Origin of the sequence: Angustibacter sp. Root456, assembly GCF_001426435.1 — a bacterium.
Classification (GTDB): domain Bacteria; phylum Actinomycetota; class Actinomycetes; order Actinomycetales; family Angustibacteraceae; genus Angustibacter.
The window spans coordinates 367,005-383,444 of sequence record NZ_LMER01000001.1; the positions used below are offsets into that span (position 1 = coordinate 367,005).

General features: G+C 69.9%; 15 protein-coding genes. 9 read left to right on the forward strand and 6 right to left on the reverse strand.

What is annotated here, in order from left to right; genetic code table 11:
- Nucleotides 1-31: 31 nt before the first annotated feature.
- Nucleotides 32-1,501: a mannitol dehydrogenase family protein gene (locus ASD06_RS01750; protein WP_056672306.1), complete on the forward strand. Its 1,470-nt coding sequence runs from the start codon at nt 32-34 to the stop codon at nt 1,499-1,501.
- Nucleotides 1,502-1,522: 21 nt separating this feature from the next.
- Here ASD06_RS01750 and ASD06_RS01755 read toward each other — a convergent pair whose 3' ends face one another.
- Nucleotides 1,523-2,386 carry an AraC family transcriptional regulator gene (locus tag ASD06_RS01755; protein ID WP_200941789.1) on the reverse strand — a complete coding sequence of 288 codons (864 nt, stop codon included), beginning with the start codon at nt 2,384-2,386 and terminating at the stop codon, nt 1,523-1,525.
- Nucleotides 2,387-2,815: 429 nt separating this feature from the next.
- Between ASD06_RS01755 and ASD06_RS01760 the strand changes: the two genes are divergently transcribed.
- The 5 genes from ASD06_RS01760 (at nt 2,816) to ASD06_RS01780 (ending at nt 7,788) form a co-directional block, all read left to right on the forward strand.
- Nucleotides 2,816-4,174 carry an ABC transporter substrate-binding protein gene (locus tag ASD06_RS01760; protein ID WP_056672308.1) on the forward strand — a complete coding sequence of 453 codons (1,359 nt, stop codon included), beginning with the start codon at nt 2,816-2,818 and terminating at the stop codon, nt 4,172-4,174.
- Between the two features lie 98 nt (nt 4,175-4,272).
- Complete coding sequence (locus ASD06_RS01765) at nt 4,273-5,217, forward strand: carbohydrate ABC transporter permease (protein WP_056672310.1); 945 nt, start codon at nt 4,273-4,275, stop codon at nt 5,215-5,217.
- Nucleotides 5,214-6,029 carry a carbohydrate ABC transporter permease gene (locus ASD06_RS01770; protein ID WP_056672312.1) on the forward strand — a complete coding sequence of 272 codons (816 nt, stop codon included), beginning with the start codon at nt 5,214-5,216 and terminating at the stop codon, nt 6,027-6,029. The genes ASD06_RS01765 and ASD06_RS01770 overlap by 4 nt, the downstream gene beginning before the upstream one ends.
- Nucleotides 6,026-6,769 (forward strand): SDR family oxidoreductase, encoded by a 744-nt coding sequence (locus ASD06_RS01775; RefSeq protein WP_056672314.1) that lies wholly within the window; start codon nt 6,026-6,028, stop codon nt 6,767-6,769. Before ASD06_RS01770 ends, ASD06_RS01775 begins: the two co-directional genes overlap by 4 nt.
- Before the next feature lie 17 nt (nt 6,770-6,786).
- Nucleotides 6,787-7,788, forward strand: coding sequence for an NYN domain-containing protein (locus ASD06_RS01780; RefSeq protein WP_056672317.1), 1,002 nt, complete (start codon nt 6,787-6,789; stop codon nt 7,786-7,788).
- A 129-nt stretch (nt 7,789-7,917) separates the two neighbouring features.
- Here the strand turns inward: ASD06_RS01780 and ASD06_RS01785 are convergent, their stop codons facing one another.
- Genes ASD06_RS01785 through ASD06_RS01800 form a run of 4 tightly spaced genes read right to left on the reverse strand, consistent with a single transcriptional unit; the run spans nt 7,918 to nt 12,260 of the window.
- On the reverse strand, nt 7,918-9,258 hold the full coding sequence (locus ASD06_RS01785) for an NAD-dependent succinate-semialdehyde dehydrogenase (RefSeq protein ID WP_056672319.1): 1,341 nt from the start codon (nt 9,256-9,258) through the stop codon (nt 7,918-7,920).
- Between the two features lie 16 nt (nt 9,259-9,274).
- Entirely contained in the window at nt 9,275-9,670 is a 396-nt protein-coding gene (locus ASD06_RS01790) for a nuclear transport factor 2 family protein (RefSeq protein WP_056672321.1), read from the reverse strand.
- The gene (speB, locus tag ASD06_RS01795) at nt 9,667-10,692 is read right to left on the reverse strand and encodes an agmatinase (protein ID WP_082537577.1); all 1,026 of its coding nucleotides are present in this window, start codon (nt 10,690-10,692) and stop codon (nt 9,667-9,669) included. The genes ASD06_RS01790 and speB overlap by 4 nt, the downstream gene beginning before the upstream one ends.
- Entirely contained in the window at nt 10,689-12,260 is a 1,572-nt protein-coding gene (locus ASD06_RS01800; RefSeq protein ID WP_082537578.1) for a cytosine permease, read from the reverse strand. Before ASD06_RS01800 ends, speB begins: the two co-directional genes overlap by 4 nt.
- Nucleotides 12,261-12,350: 90 nt before the next feature.
- Here ASD06_RS01800 and ASD06_RS01805 point away from each other — a divergent pair, with 90 nt between their 5' ends.
- Together ASD06_RS01805 and ASD06_RS01810 are read left to right on the forward strand one after the other, a co-directional pair.
- Entirely contained in the window at nt 12,351-13,034 is a 684-nt protein-coding gene (locus ASD06_RS01805; RefSeq protein WP_056672323.1) for a cyclase family protein, read from the forward strand.
- Nucleotides 13,035-13,076: 42 nt separating this feature from the next.
- Nucleotides 13,077-13,664: a helix-turn-helix domain-containing protein gene (locus tag ASD06_RS01810; RefSeq protein WP_056672324.1), complete on the forward strand. Its 588-nt coding sequence runs from the start codon at nt 13,077-13,079 to the stop codon at nt 13,662-13,664.
- A 30-nt stretch (nt 13,665-13,694) separates the two neighbouring features.
- Here ASD06_RS01810 and ASD06_RS01815 read toward each other — a convergent pair whose 3' ends face one another.
- A complete protein-coding gene (locus ASD06_RS01815; RefSeq protein WP_082537579.1) occupies nt 13,695-14,609 on the reverse strand; it encodes an MBL fold metallo-hydrolase in 915 nt (304 codons plus the stop codon).
- A 96-nt stretch (nt 14,610-14,705) separates the two neighbouring features.
- On the opposite strand from ASD06_RS01815, the gene ASD06_RS01820 reads away from it, so the two are divergent.
- Nucleotides 14,706-16,418 (forward strand): long-chain-fatty-acid--CoA ligase, encoded by a 1,713-nt coding sequence (locus tag ASD06_RS01820; RefSeq protein ID WP_235502175.1) that lies wholly within the window; start codon nt 14,706-14,708, stop codon nt 16,416-16,418.
- Nucleotides 16,419-16,440 lie beyond the last annotated feature (22 nt).

A 16,440-nucleotide genomic window follows, 5' to 3' on the forward strand; every position in this document is an offset into this window, starting at 1 on the left:
CGCCCGATCGACCGCGTGAGAGGACTCGTCCGTGCCCCGCTTGAGCAGCGCCGCCCTCGCCCAGCTGGAGATCCCTACCCCCACGTACGACCGGTCGGCGGCGAGCGTGGGCATCGTGCACTTCGGCGTCGGCAACTTCCACCGGTCGCACCAGGCGGTCTACCTCGACCAGCTCATGCAGGGCGGCTCGGCCCTCGACTGGGGGATCTGCGGCGTCGGCGTGCTACCGCAGGACTCCGCCATGCGCGACGTCATGCACGCCCAGGACTGCCTGTTCACCGTCGTGGTCAGGCATCCCGACGGAACGCTTGAGCCGCGTGTCGTCGGGTCGCTGCTCGAGTACCTCCTCGCACCCGACGACCCCGAAGCCGTCTTCACCCGGCTCGTCGATCCTGACGTCCGCCTCGTCACGCTCACGGTCACCGAGGGCGGGTACCTGAAGAACGCCGCGACAGGACTCTTCGACGTCGCCGACCCCGCCGTGCAGCACGACGTCGCGCACGTGGCCACACCCCGCACCGCCTTCGGCTACGTCGTCGAGGGACTGCGCCGGCGCCGCGACGTCGGGCACCCGCCGTTCACGGTGCTGTCGTGCGACAACCTGCAGGGCAACGGCGACGTGACGCGCCAGACCGTCGTCGGGCTGGCCCGGCGGATCGACCCGTCGCTCGCCGACTGGATCGACGAGGCCGTCACGTTCCCGAGCTGCATGGTCGACCGGATCACGCCGGCCACCACCGACGCCGACCGCGACGCCCTCGCCAGCGAGTTCGACGTCAGCGACGCGTGGCCGGTGCCGGCTGAGCCGTTCACCCAGTGGATCGTCGAGGACCACTTCCCCCTCGGGCGCCCCCCGCTCGAGGAGGTGGGCGTCCAGCTCGTCGACGACGTCGGCCCCTACGAGCTGATGAAGCTGCGGCTGCTCAACGCCAGCCACCAGGCGATCGCGTACCTCGGCGCACCCCTCGGCTACACGCTCGTCGACGAGGCCATGCGCGACGACCTCGTCCGCGCCTTCCTCGAGCGCTACATGGCCGAGGAGGCGGCGCCCACCCTCGGCCCGCTGCCCGGCATCGACCTCGACGCCTACATGGCCACGCTGGTCGAGCGGTTCGCCAACCCCGGAATCCGCGACACGCTCGTGCGACTCGCCACCGACGGCGGGAACCGGATGGCGACCTTCACCCTGCCCACCGTGCGGGCCAACCTCGAGGCCGGCAGACCGGTGGAGCTGGGCGCAGTGATGTGCGCGGCGTGGGCCGAGTACTGGGCCCTCATCGCCCGGGGTGGGCTGTCGGACAGCGAGGTACCGCCGGACGTGCACGCGGATGCTCTGGCGTCGGCGGCGTCCGACGGCGACGCCTCGGCGTTCCTCGAGCAGCGCGACCTGTTCGGCGACCTCGCCGATGACGAGCGCTTCAGCCAACCGTTCCTGCGCGCTCGGGCCGCGATCGTCCGCCGCGGCCTGCGCGCCACGCTGGTCGACCTGTTGGGCAGCTGACCGCCGCCGCCACCGAACGCGTCAGTCGGGCAGGCCCTTGAGCCCCAGACTGAAGACCTCCGGCGGCGGTTTGAGCGTGGCCTCCAGTCGCCGGTAGGACGTCGGCGTCGTCCCGACCTCGCTGAGGAACTGCCGGTTGAAGTTGGCCATGTTGCGGTAGCCGCTCAGGGTGGCCACGGTCGCCACGGAGTGCTCCGTGGTGTCGAGAAGCCTTCTCGCGTGGGCGATCCGCAGCTTCTTGACCATGTTGCTGAACGTCATCCCCGTGGCGGCCTTGAAGTACTTGGAGAACGACGGCTCCGACATGTACGCCAGCTTCGCCGCCGTCGCGAGCCGGATGTCGCCGGTGAGGTTGTCGAAGATGTAGCTGAGGCCAGCCTCGACCGCCTCCCGTGAGCTGGCGTTCGGCGCGTGCCCCATCCAGGCGCTCGCCACCACCTCGTACTCCTCCGTCGGCGCCTTGGCGAACAGCGACAGCAGCCGGATGAAGTGCGCCACCTGCTCCGCACCGTGGGTGTGCGAGACGGCGAGGATCGCGCGCGCGGCGCGGGCGGCGGTGGAGCCGGAGAACACGAGGCCGCGCGCCGAGCGGTGCAGCACCTCCTGTGCCTCGCCGAGCTCGGGAATGCGCTCCATGCACGCCCTGAACCACTCGTCGGAGAACTGGATGACGACGTCGCGGCCGACCGCGACCTCGCCCGGCGGGAGGTCGCTCACCCAGTCGTGGCCGAGGTTCGGGCCCATCATCGTCACCTGCCCAGGGCCGAAGGTGCCGATGTGGTCGCCGGCGATGAAGCTGCCGTGCGTCTGCGTGATCAGGTGGATCTCGTACTCCGGGTGCGCACCCCACCCGCAGATCTCGCTCGGGAAGTCGTGGGTGAGCACCCGGATCGACTGCTGCGGGTGGGGCGGGATGATCTCGCGCCGCGGGGCAGGTGCGAGCGGCGCGTGGATCAGGGGCTCCCCCGACGGACGCGAGGTCGTGGCGGCAGAGCGCGCTGCACCGTCGCCGGATCGATACGAAATCGAGACGCTCCTCTCCGCTGACCCCGGGGCCGCTGCCGTCAATCCCCTGTGCCACCGGGGACGAGGCTAGCTCGCCGACCGTGATCACTGAAGGGGCGCGAAAAATAGTATCGAAAGCAGCCCCCGCAGGTGCTTGTTGGCTCGGGCGCAGTTCCCGGATTCTCTAGGGATTCCAGTCCGGTGACACCACGGGTCGTCGTCCTGGACCACGGGGCCGAGAGGCCCACGACGGACTCGCACACGGCGCGTCTCGGCACGAGCCACGATGACCTACCAAAGGAGCTAGGAATGCTTGCGAGGAAGCGCATGGCGTTCGCACTGGGCGCAGGGGCGTCCGCGTTGGCGCTGGCAGCATGTTCTTCGGGTGCGGTCTCGAGCGACAGCTCCGCGGCCAAGAGCGGCGGCCCGGTCACGCTCAACCTGGCCACGGTCAACAACGGCCAGATGAAGGACATGGAGCAGCTCAAGACCGAGTACGAGAAGTCCCACCAGGGAGTGACCGTCAACTTCCAGGTCATGGAAGAAGGTGACCTGCGGAGCGCCGTCACGGCGGACGTGGCCAGCGGCGCCGGCCAGTACGACGTCGTGACGATCGGCGCCTACGAGACGCCGCAGTGGGGCGCCAACGGCTGGCTCGTGGACCTCACACCGTCCCTGCAGGCCGACTCGGCGTACGACGTCAACGACATCCTGCCCCCGGTGCGAGACGCCCTCACGAACGACGGCAAGCTCTACGCGGTGCCGTTCTACGGCGAGTCGTCGATCCTGATGTACAACAAGTCGGTGCTCGACAAGGCGGGCGTGAAGATCGGCGAGCACCCGACGTGGCAAGAGGTCGCCGACGCCGCAGCCAAGGTGAAGACCAGCAACATGGCCGGCATCTGCATGCGCGGCAAGCCCGGCTGGGGTGACCTGTTCGCGCCGCTGACGACCGTCGTCGAGACGTTCGGCGGAAACTGGTACGACAACAGCTGGAACGCCACGGTCGACACCCCGGAGTGGAAGCAGGCAGTCGGCTTCTACAAGAAGCTGCTCGACGACTCCGGCGAGGCCGACCCCGTCTCCTACAGCTTCAACGAGTGCCTCACCGCGCTCAAGGAGGGCAAGGCCGCCATGTGGGCGGACGCCTCCGTCGCGGCCTCGATGCTCGAGGCGAACGACTCGCCCGTGAAGGGCAAGATGGGGTACGCGCACATGCCGGTCATGAAGACCAAGGAGTCCGGCTGGCTGTGGAGCTGGAACCTCGCGATCCCCAAGACCACGAAGCACAAGGACGCCGCGATCGACTTCGTGAAGTGGGCGACGAGCAAGGACTACATCAAGCTCGTGGGCAACAAGATCGGCTGGTCGAACGTCCCGCCGGGCTCGCGCACCTCGACGTACGAGCTCCCGGAGTACAAGAAGGCGGCGGCGGCCTACGCGCCGATCACGCTCGACGTCATGAGCTCGGTGAACCCGAAGCAGCCGGGCGTCAACCCCCAGCCCTGGGTCGGCATCCAGTACGTCTCGATCCCCGAGTTCCAGGACGTCGGCAACCAGTGCGCGCAGCTCGTGGCCGACTACATCGCCAACCGGTCGTCGCTCGACGACGCCCTCGGCAAGTGCCAGAGCATCGCCCAGAAGGCCGGCGACGCCCACAAGAAGTGACGCACCACCGGTGAGGGCGGGTGCCGGGTCGGCTCCCCGGAGCACGGCCCGGCGCCCGCCACACCGCTTCCCTCGGGTCGCACGAAAGGAGTGCCGACATGACGACCACGACACCGACCTCGCGGGCCACCGCTCGCAGACCGCAGGCGACCCGGGACCCTCGCGCCCTGAAGCGCAGGGCGATGTGGACCAACCGCGCGCTGCTCCTGCCGGCGTTCGTCTTCCTGCTGCTGCTCACCCAGGTCCCGTTCCTCGTTACCATCTGGTACTCGCTGACGAAGTGGAACCTGCTCTACCCCAAGGACCGCGCGTTCGGCGGTCTCAGCAACTACGCCAGCGCGCTGTCGTCCGGCGACCTGTGGCCGTCGATCGTGGCGACCGTGCTCATCACGACGTTCTCGGTGCTCCTGGCCCTGGCCTGCGGGATGCTCTTCGCGGTGCTGCTCGATCGCCAGTTCCGCGGCCGCGCCATCGCCCGGACCCTGATGATCACGCCGTTCCTCGTCATGCCGGCCGCTGCAGCGCTGATCTGGAAGTACTCGATGTTCGACACCAACATCGGGATGCTCAACTGGGTCTCGCGCAGCCTCCACCTGCCCGTCGTTTCTTGGAGCACCGAGCACCCGATGGCCACGGTGGTCATCGTGCTGACGTGGCAGTTCACGCCGTTCATGATGTTGATCCTGCTGGCCGGCCTGCAGGGTCAGCCCCGCGAGGTCATCGAGGCCTCGATGGTCGACGGCGCCGGCCCCTGGCGGACGTTCACCTGGATCACGCTTCCGCACCTGCGCATGTACATCGAGATCGGGGTGCTGCTGGGAGCCGTGATCATCCTCCAGGTGTTCGACCCGATCGCGATCCTCACCAAGGGCACCGGTGGCACGAAGACGCTCGCCTACCTGCTGTACGAACGCGCCTTCATCGGCCTCGACGTCGGCCAGGCGGCGGCCTACGGCGTCGTCACGGTGATCCTCACCATCATCGTCGCCACCATCGCGCTCAAGACGCTGTTCAAGGTCTTCATGGCAGGAGGAAGCCGATGACCACCTCGCTCAAGCAGTCGCTGATCACGGTCGTCACCTGGGTGCTGGTGCTGATCTTCTTCTTCCCGGTGTTCTGGATGGTGCTCAACGGGTTCAAGCCCGAGTCGCTGGCGTCGTCGGTCGACCCTTCGTTCATCTTCAAGCCGGTCACCGACGGCTACAAGCTCGCCATGGACCGCGGCATGGCCGGGTACCTGCAGAACTCGGTGACGGCGTCCGTGACGGCGACCATCATCTCCGTGGGCCTGGCGATCCCGGCGGCCTACGCGCTGTCGATCCGCCGGGTGAAGAACGTCGAGAACTCGTTGTCGTTCTTCATCTCCACGCGCTTCATGCCACTGGCGGCGATCGTGCTGCCGCTGTTCATGATCCTCAAGAACATCGGCCTGCTCGACAACATCTACATGCTGGCGATCGTGTACGGCGCGATGAACCTGCCGGTCACGGTGTGGATGATGCGCTCGTTCTTGCTCGAGGTGCCGTTCGAGATCGTGGAGGCGTGCCGGGTCGACGGCGCCGGCCTGTTCCGCGAGATCGTGCGGATCGTCCTCCCGCTCGTGCTGCCAGGGATCGCCGCGGCTGCCCTGATCTGCTTCATCTTCGCCTGGAACGAGTACTTCCTGGCGCTGCTGCTGACGAGCTCGGCGGCGCGTACCACCCCGCCGTTCCTGGGCAGCTTCGTCGACGGTCGCGGCCAGTTCCTCGCGGTGCTGTCGGCGGCGGCCACGATCGCGGCGCTGCCGGTGATCATCGCCGGCTGGGTGGCTCAGAAGCAGCTGGTGCGTGGACTGTCGATGGGGGCGATCAAGTGACCGACGACCGCAGGGATCTCGAGGGCACGGTCGTCGTCATCACCGGTGCGGCGGGCGGCATCGGTGGCGCGACGGCGCGGCAGGTGCTCGCGGCGGGGGGTCGCATCGTCGCCGGTGACCTGCGCGAGGAGGCCCTCGCACCACTGCGGGACGAGTGGGGCGCCGACCGGGTTGCCGTCGTCGGTGGCGACTCGCGGCTCGAGGCCACCGCCGACGCGCTGACGGACGCCGGCGTGGCGGCCTTCGGCCGCGTCGACTCGGTGGTCGCGAATGCTGCGATCGGCTTCTACGGCGGCCTGCTCGACTACTCCCCCAGCGACATCGAGCTCATGGTCGACCTGAACGTCAAGGGCACCATCTGGCTGGCCCGCGCAGCGCTGCGGCAGTTCCGCACCCAGGGCGTCGGGGGTGACATCGTGATCCTCGGGTCCGTGGCCGGCTTGCTCATCGGCGGTGGTCAGGAGGCCGTGTACGCCGCCACCAAGGGCGCGCAGATCAACCTCGGTACGGCGCTCGATCGCGAGCTGCGGGCCGAGGGCATCCGCACCACCGTGATCGCGCCCGCGGGCGTGAACACGCCGTTCGCGGCCGCCGACGGGCGCTTCGGTGACGCCGACCCCGCGCAGGGGCCGTTCATGCGACCCGACGACATCGCGGGCGCGATCGTCTACACCTTGCGCCAGCCTCGGCGCATGCGCACCGAGCTGTGGACCATGTGGAGCCTCGCCGAGCAGCACTGACGCCGTACTGTCACCCCATGAGCGATCGGGTGGCCGTGTACATCGACTTCGACAACGTCGTGATCTCGCGCTACGACAGCGCCCACGGTGCGGGAGCCTGGCGCAAGGACCAGGCGCGCGATCACCGTCGCGCCGCCGACTCGACCGACCCGATCGACGTGAAGCTGGCCGAGGGCGAGATCGACATCGGCGCGATCATCGACTACGCCGCCTCCTTCGGCACGGTGGCCCTGAGCCGCGCGTACGCCGACTGGTCGGTGCCGGCCAACGCCGCGTACAAGGCGCCGCTCGTCAGCTGGTCGATCGACCTCGTCCAGCTCTTCACGATGTCAGGAGTCAAGAACGGCGCCGACATCCGGCTGGCGGTCGACGCCGTCGAGGATCTCGTGCGCCACCCCGACATCTCGCACGTGGTCTTCGTGGCTGGCGACTCCGACTACGTCCCCCTGGCCCAGCGCTGCAAGCGGCTCGGGCGGTACGTCGTCGGCATCGGCGTCGCGGGATCGACCGGTCGGGCCCTCGTCTCCGCGTGCGACGAGTTCATCGACTACGCCGACCTGCCGGGCGTCGCGCCCCTGAAGCCGCCCGCCGCCAAGCAGCCGGCCGCCGGGAAGACCTCATCAGCGCAGACCCCCGACCGGGCTGCGGCCGCCCAGGAGGCTCCGGCGAAGAAGACGGCGAAGAAGACGGCGAAGAAGACCGCCAAGAAGGCCGCCGCCCAGAAGGTGGCTGCCCCGGCCGAGTCACCGGCCGAGTCACCAGCCGAGTCACCAGCTGAGTCACCGGCCGAGGCGGAGGCGACGTCACTGCTGGTGCGCGCCGTGCGCGTGGGCCTGCAGAAGAGCGACGACGAGTGGGTCTACGCGGGCGGGGTGAAGAGCCAGATGCAGCGGATGAACCCCGCGTTCAAGGAGAAGACGCTCGGCTTCTCGACCTTCCGGGCGTTCGTGGAGTCGCGGTCCGGTGTCGTGGAGTCGCAGGTGGACGCCAACGGCCAGCTCGTCGTCCGCCTCCCCTAGCGTCGTCCGGCGCCCTCTGCGGTGATCACGTGAAGTAGGTCCCCCAGCACTTCACAGGGCGTGAACGCCGCGTGAAGTGCTGGGGAGCCTTGTTCACGTGATCACCGAGCAAGGGGCCGGGCGAGCGGGTCAGCGGACGACGCGCACCAGCTTGCGGTTGACGAACTCCTCGATGCCGAAGCGCCCGAGCTCGCGGCCGAAGCCGGAGCGCTTCACGCCACCGAACGGCAGCTCAACGCCCTCGGCGCCGACGCCGTTCACGAACACCATGCCCGCCTCGATGCGGTCAGCCACCCGCTGCGCCTGCTCGGCGTCGGTGGTGAACACGTAGGAGCCGAGACCGTACGGCGTGTCGTTGGCGATGCGCACGGCGTCGTCCTCGTCCATCGCCTTGAACACCATCGCAACAGGCCCGAAGAGCTCCTCGTGGTAGGTGTCGGCGTCAGGTCGGACGCCCGTGAGGACGCCGGGCGGGAACGTCGTGCCCTGCCGCTCCCCCGCCGAGGCCAGCGACGCGCCGTCCGAGACCGCCTGCGACACCTGGCTCTCCAGGCGCTCCGCGGCCGCCTGCGACGACAGCGGCGCCACCGCGCTCTGCAGGATCTTGTCGGTGAAGCGCGCCACGAAGTCGTCGTAGATGCCCTCGTGGACGATGAAGCGCTTGCCGGCGTTGCAGGCCTGGCCGGTGTTGTCGAGGCGCGCAGCGACGGCGGCGTCGACCGTGGCGTCGAGGTCGTCGGTGCTCAGCACGATGAACGGGTCCGACCCGCCGAGCTCGAGGACGACCTTCTTCAGGTTGCGCCCGGCGATCTCGGCCACGGCCGCCCCGGCGCGCTCGGAACCGGTGAGCGACACGCCCTGCACGCGCGGGTCGGCGATCACGTCGGCGACCTGCTCGTTGGTGGCGTAGACGTTGACGTAGGCGCCCGGCGGGAAGCCGGCGTCGAGGAAGATCTGCTGCAGCGCCTCGGCGGTCTGCGGGCACTGCGGCGCGTGCTTGAGCACGATCGTGTTGCCTGCCGCGAGGTTCGGGGCCGCGAAGCGCGCGACCTGGTAGTCGGGGAAGTTCCACGGCATGATCCCGAGCAGCACGCCGACCGGCCGGCGCTGGATCACCGCCGACCCCTCGCCGTCCAGCAGGTCGATCGGCTCGTCGGCGAGGAAGCGCTCGGCGTGGTCGGCGTAGTAGCCGTAGATGGCGGCACTGAAGTCGACCTCACCGAGCGCGTCGTCGAGCGGCTTGCCCATCTCGCGCACGATGATCTCGGCGAGCTGCTGGCGACGCTCGGTGTGCAGCTCGCCGACGCGACCGACGAGGCGGGCCCGCTCGGCGACCGACGCCTCACGTGCCCACTCCTGGTACGTCGTGTGCGCGTTCGCGACGGCCTCCATCACCTCGGCGTCGGTGGCGGTCGGGTACTCCTTGACCTTCTCGCCGGTGGCGGGGTCGACAACGGCGTACTGGGTCATCTGCAGCTCCTGCGGCTCAGGCGGTGGGTGTCGGTGAGAGGTGCTCGTGGACGGCGAGCCAACGGCCGTCGTCCTCGCGGCGGAAGACGATGGTCTCGCGCTCGTCGAGCGACTCCTCATCCTGCCCTGTGCGCACCCTCGTGTGCACCCGATGGGTGAACACGGCAACGTTCTCCGTCAGCTGCTGCACGTGTTGGTCCGACGACGAGCACGACAGCACGCGGAATCCGTCTGTCTCCCAGCCGCTCCACAGCTGCCGATAGGCATCGCGCGACCTCAGCGCCGCGTCATGGGTGTAGAAGAGGAACGTCGCCTCTGGGGCGAAGCTCGCGAAGTACGCATCGGTGTCATGCCGGCCGAACGCCTGCACCAACGCCGCCGCTGTGGCCAGCACGTCGTCGTCCACGGTCACGCCTGCACCTCCTGGTCGCGGGTCTCGCGCGGGCTGAGGGCCGAGAGCATCTCGTAGGCCACGTGAGAGGCCGCGATGCCGGTGATCTCCGCGTGGTCGTAGACCGGCGCGACCTCGACGAGGTCGCAGCCGACGAGGTTGAGGTGGGCGAACCCGCGCAGCACCGCGAGCAGCTCTCGGCTCGTCATGCCGCCAGCCTCCGGCGTCCCAGTGCCGGGCGCGAACGCCGGGTCGAGGACGTCGATGTCGACCGACAGGTACACCGGCCGCTCGCCGACGCGGGCCGTGATCCGTTCGATCACGCCCCGGGCGCCGAGGTCGTCGATCTCGACGCTGGGGACGATGGCGAAGCCCAGGTCGCGGTCGTCGACGAGGTCCTGCCGCGCGTACAGCGGGCCCCGCGTGCCGACGTGCAGGCAGGCGCTGCGATCGACCAGCCCCTCCTCCGACGCACGGCGGAACGGCGTCCCGTGCGTGTACTCGGCGCCGAAGTAGGTGTCCCACGTGTCGAGGTGCGCATCGAAGTGGACCACCGCCACCGGCCCGTGCTTGGCCGCGACGGCGCGCAGCAGCGGCAGCGCGATCGTGTGGTCGCCGCCGATGGTGACGAGCCGGTCGGCGCGTTCCAGCAGGGCGCGCGCACCGGCCTCGATCTGCTGGATCGCGTCCTCGAGGTGGAACGGGTTGACGGCGATGTCACCGGCGTCCACGACCTGCTGGCTGGCGAAGGGCTCGACGTCCGCGGCCGGGTTGTACGGCCGCAGCAGCCGGGACGACTCGCGGACGTGTGCCGGCCCGAACCGCGCCCCTGGGCGGTACGAGACGCCCGAGTCGAACGGCACGCCCACCACCGCGACGTCGACGTCCGACACCTCGTCGATGCGCGGCAGCCGGGCAAACGTCGCCGGCCCGGCGAAGCGCGGGACGACGGTGGCGTCGACCTGCCCGATCCGTCCCCCGGTCGTGATGCGCGGCAGCCCGGAGCTGTTGTCCTGCACCTGCCTACCCCCCTCGGTCGTCATGCCTCTCCCACGGTCGCACGCTTGCGGGCGCGGTGCTCAGAGGCCCGGTGGTCATCGGTGATCTCCGGCATCGTCACGTCGCGCGTCGGCACCCAGCGTGAGCCATCAGGCCCGAACGCGTACCGCGGCTCGGGGAAGACGTACAGCAGCACGACGTAGGAGATCGCGGCGAACCCGATGGCGACGACGAGGCTGAGGTCGACGCCGCCCGCGACGTTGCGGAACGGTCCCTCGATGAGCGGCGGGTAGTTGGCGAAGAGCAGGCCGAGGATCGCCGAGGGGATCCACGCCGCCATGCCGCGCCAGTTGACGCCGGCGTTGAACCAGTAGGCCCCACCGAGCCGGCCCTGGTTGAACACCTGAAGGTCACTCTCGCGGTAGTAGCCGCGGCGCACGACGTACCCGATCGTCATGATGACCATCCACGGCGTCGTGCAGATGACGATCGCGCCGATGAACGCGTTGACGCTGCCGACCAGGTCGAACGCCAGGCGCCCGACGAGGATGAAGACGAACGCCAGCGAGCCGATGAACAGCGACGCCTGCACGCGCGACAGCCGCGGGAACACCGACGAGAAGTCGAGCCCCGTGCCGTACAGCGACGTGATGCCGGTCGACAGACCGCCGAGGAACGCGACGACGATCAGCAGCACCGCGTACCAGGCCGGCGAGAGGTTGATGAGCGCGACGACGTAGTCCGCGTCGCCGGCGACCAACGTCGCGGTCACGACGCCGAACAGGAACGGCACGAGGGTCATGAGCTGCGCACCGAACGTGGCGCCGAGGAGCCGCGTGGCCGACGTCGCCTTGGGGATGTAGCGCGACCAGTCGCCGAGGAACGCGCCGAACGAGATCGGGTTGCCCATGACGATCAGGGCGGAGAGCACGAACGTGGGCCAGAACGAGCCGAGGGCGTATGCGCTCGAGCCGGGGTCGTAGCCGAGGTCGACCTTGCTCGTGTAGGCGAACGCGCCCAGCAGGATCAGCACCGTGTTGCCGACGACGACGATCTTGTTCACCAGCAGCATGAAGGCGTAACCGTAGATCACGACGACGATCACGATGGCGCCGAGGATCGCGTAGACGATGCCGCGCAACAGTTCGGAGTCGTTGATGCTCGTCAGGCGCACGAGGGCACCGACCACCGCGTCACCGCTGACCCACACCGAGATCGAGTAGAACGCGATCGCGGTGAGCAGCGACAGGAACGAGCCCACGACGCGACCGCGGACGCCGAAGTGCGCGCCCGAGCTCACGGCGTTGTTCGTACCGGTCAGCGGGCCGAACAGGCCCATCGGCATGAGGAACAGCGACCCGACGACGACCCCGACCACGGTGGCCGCGACCGCCTGCCACAGCGACAGGCCGAGCAGCACCGGGAACGTGCCGAGGATGATCGTGGCGAAGGTGTTGGCGCCGCCGAACTGGATGCGGAACAGGTCCAGGGGGCGCGAATGCCGGTGCTCGGGCGGGATGGTGTCGATGCCGTGCTGCTCGACCTCGGTGGCACGCGGGCGGCGGACCTCCGACGTCGCGCCGGGCGCTGCGTCGTGCTGGAGCTCGCTCATGGGTCTCCCTCGGTGGGCGCTTCGTTGCGCTGCGAACGACTTCGACGGAGGCTAGTCGCGGAGTTGCATGAGATGCAATAGTTGTTTCCTATGAGGATCCTTCGCATCGTGGACCTTTCGGTCACCGTCGGCCCCGGCACCGTCGTCTACCCCGGTGATCCCGAGCCCCGACTGACGACGCACTCGACCATCGAGCGCGACGGCTTCAACCTGCTGTCGGTGTCGATGGGCTCGCAGACGGGCACGCACGTCGACGCGCCGTTCCACTTCGACGCTGCGACGCCGCGCATCGACGCGTTGCCGCTCGAGCGCTTCTTCGGGCCCGCGGTCGTCGTCGATGCCACCGCCGCCGGCGAGCGCGGCCGGATCACTTGGGACGACCACCTGGCACCGGTGGCCTCGCGGCTCGGCCCCGGCGTGATCGTGCTGCTGCGCACCGACTGGTCGACGCGCTACGGGACGCCCTCGTACTTCGCCAACCCGTTCCTGGACGCCGGCGCGTGCCGCCGCATCCTCGACACCGGTGTGCGCACCATCTGCATCGACGCCATCAACCTCGACGAGACGCCGGACGACGACCACCCCGGCGAGGGCTTCCCCGTGCACCACCTCATCGCCGAGGCCGGCGGCGTCATCGGCGAGAACTTCACCAACGTCGCCGCGATCGACTGGCCGGACCCGGTCGTCTCGTGCTTCCCCATCGCCTTGGAGGCGGCGGACGGCGCACCGGTGCGGGCCGTGGCCTTGCAGCTGGAGCCGTTGGCCGGCAACTAGTCTGGCGTCGACCCGGTTGGCCCCCATGACCTGAGGAGCGCGATGCGGCCGCTGCCCGTCTCCCCCACCGCCGACGGCGCGCGGCTCGGTGCGCGGCTGCGAGCCGCACGCAAGGCTCACGGCTACACGCTCGAGCAGCTGGCGACGGCGGCCGGCCTCACCAAGGGATTCCTCAGCCGCGTGGAGCGGGACGAGACGTCGCTCAGCGTCGCGTCGCTGATCACCATCTGCGAGGTGATCAGCATCAACCCGGGCTCGCTGTTCAGCGCCCCGGACGTCGAGCTGGTGCGTCGCGACTCGGCGCCGGCGATCAACCTCGGTGGCACCGGCGTGGCCGAGAAGCTCATGACGCCGCGCGGCCAGCCGCGCGTGCAGGTGGTGCACACGACCGCTGAGCCCGGCGCCACGGGCGGCCCCGACCTCTACACGATCAACTGCGAGATCGAGGTCGCCTACGTCATCAAGGGCACCGTCGATCTCGTCTTCGCCGACCGGCGCGAGCGCCTCACCGCCGGTGACGCCCTCACCTTGCGCGGCAACGAGCCGCACACCTGGGAGAACCCGAGCACCTCACGCGGCGCCGAGATCGTGTGGGTGCTGTCGCCCGCCCCGTGGAGCGGAAGCGCCTAGGCCCGGGCCGTCGTCCTCGCCGGTTTGCCGTCACCGCGCACGCCGCACCGCGTCGCGAGCGCGGCCCGCGAGGGCGCGGGCCACCAGCGGCAGCTGCGTGCGCGGCCCCGTGCCGTTGCAGATCACGAAGGCGTCGAAGCGATGGATCCCGGGTCGAGCGGCGACGGACGCTGCCGCGTCCCGCACGCTGCGCAGCTGCGCGAGGGTCATCTGGAGCGGGGGCTCGTCGGCTTGGTGCCGACATCCCAGGTAGTAGTCGCGGCCCGGCTGGCGGGTCATCTCGATGTGGCAGCCGAGCACGTGCCTGACCTCACGCGCTTGCGCGAAGTCGACGAGCCGGTCGAGGCTCTCGACGAAGGCGTGGACGTCCTCGACGTAGAGCCGCCCTGGGTAGACGGAGTCACCGGTGAACAGCAGCCCGGTGCGCTCGTCGTGCACGGCGAGGGACGCCGGGTGGTGGCCGGGGATCGCGAGCAGCTCGACGCGGCGTCCACCGAGGTCGTACTCGACCACCTGGTCGGGCCAGGCAGTGAAACCGAAGAACGCTCGCACGTCCTGCACCGACCGGCCCACCGTCACCGTGTGCGGTCGGCCGGCGAAGGAGGGGTCGCCGGCGACGTGGTCGCCGTGACCGTGGGTGTGCGCCACGACGAGCTCGTATTGCGGGTGCGGGTGCTGGGCGACCCACTCGGCTACCAGGTCGTCGACGGCGCGCCGCAGCGTGTCGTCGTCCACCGCACCGGTGTCGAGCAGCAGCGCGCGCTCAGCGCCGAACAGCAGGAACACGAATGGTGCCTCGAACGTCACGTCCTTGCTCTGCCTGGCGATGATGGTGTCGTCGCGGTAGCGGTGCACCTGCAGCGGCGGGTCGGTCGGCCGCCGACGCGACGTCGACCCGTGAATCCACCGAACGTCCAGGTCACCCGGCCGCGCTGCGTCGCCCATGCCTGAGAGCGTCTCACTGCGTCGTCGCACCCGACCGCTGGGAACGGCGCCTGAACGCCGCCTGGCACCCTAGGCTCGAGGTGAGGAGGGATGCCTGTGAGCAGCGAAGAGCGCCCGTGGGCGCGCAGCTACGCGCCCGGCGTCCCCCTCGACCTCGAGGTGCCGGACGAGTCCCTCGTCGACCTGCTCGAGGCCTCAGCCGCTCGCTTCGCCGGCCACGTCGCGTTGGACTTCTTCGGCGCGACGACGACGTACGCGCAGCTCGCCGACGAGGTGAGTCGGGCGGCCGAGGGTCTGCGCCGGCTCGGGGTCAGCGCGGGCGACCGGGTCGCGATCGTGCTGCCGAACTGCCCGCAGCACGTGGTGGCGTTCTACGCGGCCCTGCGGCTCGGGGCGGTCGTGGTCGAGCACAACCCCCTCTACACCGAGGACGAGATGTCGTACCAGCTCGGCGACCACCGCCCCACGGTGGTGGTGGTGTGGGACAAGGTCGCGCCGATGGTGCGCCGGATCGCCGAGCCGCTCGGCGCCCGCACAGTGCTCGCGGTCAACCTGCCGTCGGCTCTGCCGCCGCTCAAGCGGATCGCCCTGCGGCTACCGGTGGCCAAGGCCCGCGCGACCCGGGCTGCCATGACCGCACCTGCGCCCGGTGTCGCGCGCTGGGAGCGCCTGCTCGCGAGCCCTCCCCTGCCTGCCGACCACCCGCGCCCGGCCGCCGCTGACGTCGCGTTGCTGCAGTACACCGGAGGCACCACTGGCCGCCCGAAGGCCGCGGTGCTGACCCACCGCAACCTGCGCGCCAACGCCGCTCAGGGTCGAGCCTGGGTGCCCGGCCTCGTCGACGGCGAGGAGGTCGTGTACGCCGTCCTCCCGCTGTTCCACGCCTACGGACTGACGCTGTGCCTGACGTTCTCGATGAGCATCGGGGCGACCCTGGTGCTGCTGCCGCGCTTCGACGTCGCGATGGTGCTCGAGGCGATGCGGCGGCGACCCGCCACGTTCCTTCCGGCTGTCCCACCGATCTACGACCGCCTGGCCAGCGCCGCGCTCGACCAGGCCGTCGACCTCACCTCCATCCGGTACGCCATCTCGGGGGCGATGGCGCTGCCGGCCGAGACGGCGGCGCGCTGGGAGTCGGTGACCGGCGGCCTGCTGGTGGAGGGGTACGGCATGACCGAGACCTCGCCCGTCGCGCTGGGCAACCCGGTCGGGCCGGGCCGCCGCAACGGCTCGATCGGGGTGCCGTTCCCGTCCACCGAGGTGCGCGTGGTCGACCGGCACGACTCCTCCCGCGACCTCGCGCACGGGGAGGCCGGCGAGCTGCTGCTGCGTGGCCCGCAGGTGTTCTCCGGCTACTGGGAACGACCGCACGAGACGGCTGAGGTGGTGCTGCAGGACGGGTGGATCCGCACCGGGGACGTCGTGGTGATGGACGACGACGGGTACTTCACGATCGTCGACCGGATCAAGGAGCTCATCATCACCGGTGGGTTCAACGTCTACCCCAGCGAGGTCGAGCACGCCCTGCGCGACCTGCCAGGCATCCAGGACGCCGCGGTGGTGGGCCTGCCCACCGGTGAGGGCGACGAGGAGGTGGTCGCCGCCGTGGTGCTCGAGCCCGGCGTCGCCCTCGACGTCGAGGCGATCCGGGCCGGGTGCCGCGAGCACGTCGCGGCGTACAAGGTGCCGCGACGGGTGTACGCGGTCGACGCGCTCCCCGTGTCGATCATCGGGAAGGTGCTGCGGCGCAAGGTGCGCGAGGAGCTGCTCGCGCGGCTGGCACCGGACGACGGCCCGGGGCGCCCGTAGCGCCGCTCATCGGGTGCTGCGC

Coding starts and splice junctions, on each gene's coding strand:
- ASD06_RS01760 (WP_056672308.1), top strand. CDS start 2,816: ATGCTTGCGAGGAAGCGCATGGCGTTCGCACTGGGCGCAGGGGCGTCC.
- ASD06_RS01765 (WP_056672310.1), top strand. CDS start 4,273: ATGACGACCACGACACCGACCTCGCGGGCCACCGCTCGCAGACCGCAG.
- ASD06_RS01770 (WP_056672312.1), top strand. CDS start 5,214: ATGACCACCTCGCTCAAGCAGTCGCTGATCACGGTCGTCACCTGGGTG.
- ASD06_RS01780 (WP_056672317.1), top strand. CDS start 6,787: ATGAGCGATCGGGTGGCCGTGTACATCGACTTCGACAACGTCGTGATC.
- ASD06_RS01785 (WP_056672319.1), bottom strand. CDS start 9,258: ATGACCCAGTACGCCGTTGTCGACCCCGCCACCGGCGAGAAGGTCAAG.
- speB (WP_082537577.1), bottom strand. CDS start 10,692: ATGACGACCGAGGGGGGTAGGCAGGTGCAGGACAACAGCTCCGGGCTG.
- ASD06_RS01800 (WP_082537578.1), bottom strand. CDS start 12,260: ATGAGCGAGCTCCAGCACGACGCAGCGCCCGGCGCGACGTCGGAGGTC.
- ASD06_RS01805 (WP_056672323.1), top strand. CDS start 12,351: ATGAGGATCCTTCGCATCGTGGACCTTTCGGTCACCGTCGGCCCCGGC.
- ASD06_RS01810 (WP_056672324.1), top strand. CDS start 13,077: ATGCGGCCGCTGCCCGTCTCCCCCACCGCCGACGGCGCGCGGCTCGGT.
- ASD06_RS01815 (WP_082537579.1), bottom strand. CDS start 14,609: ATGGGCGACGCAGCGCGGCCGGGTGACCTGGACGTTCGGTGGATTCAC.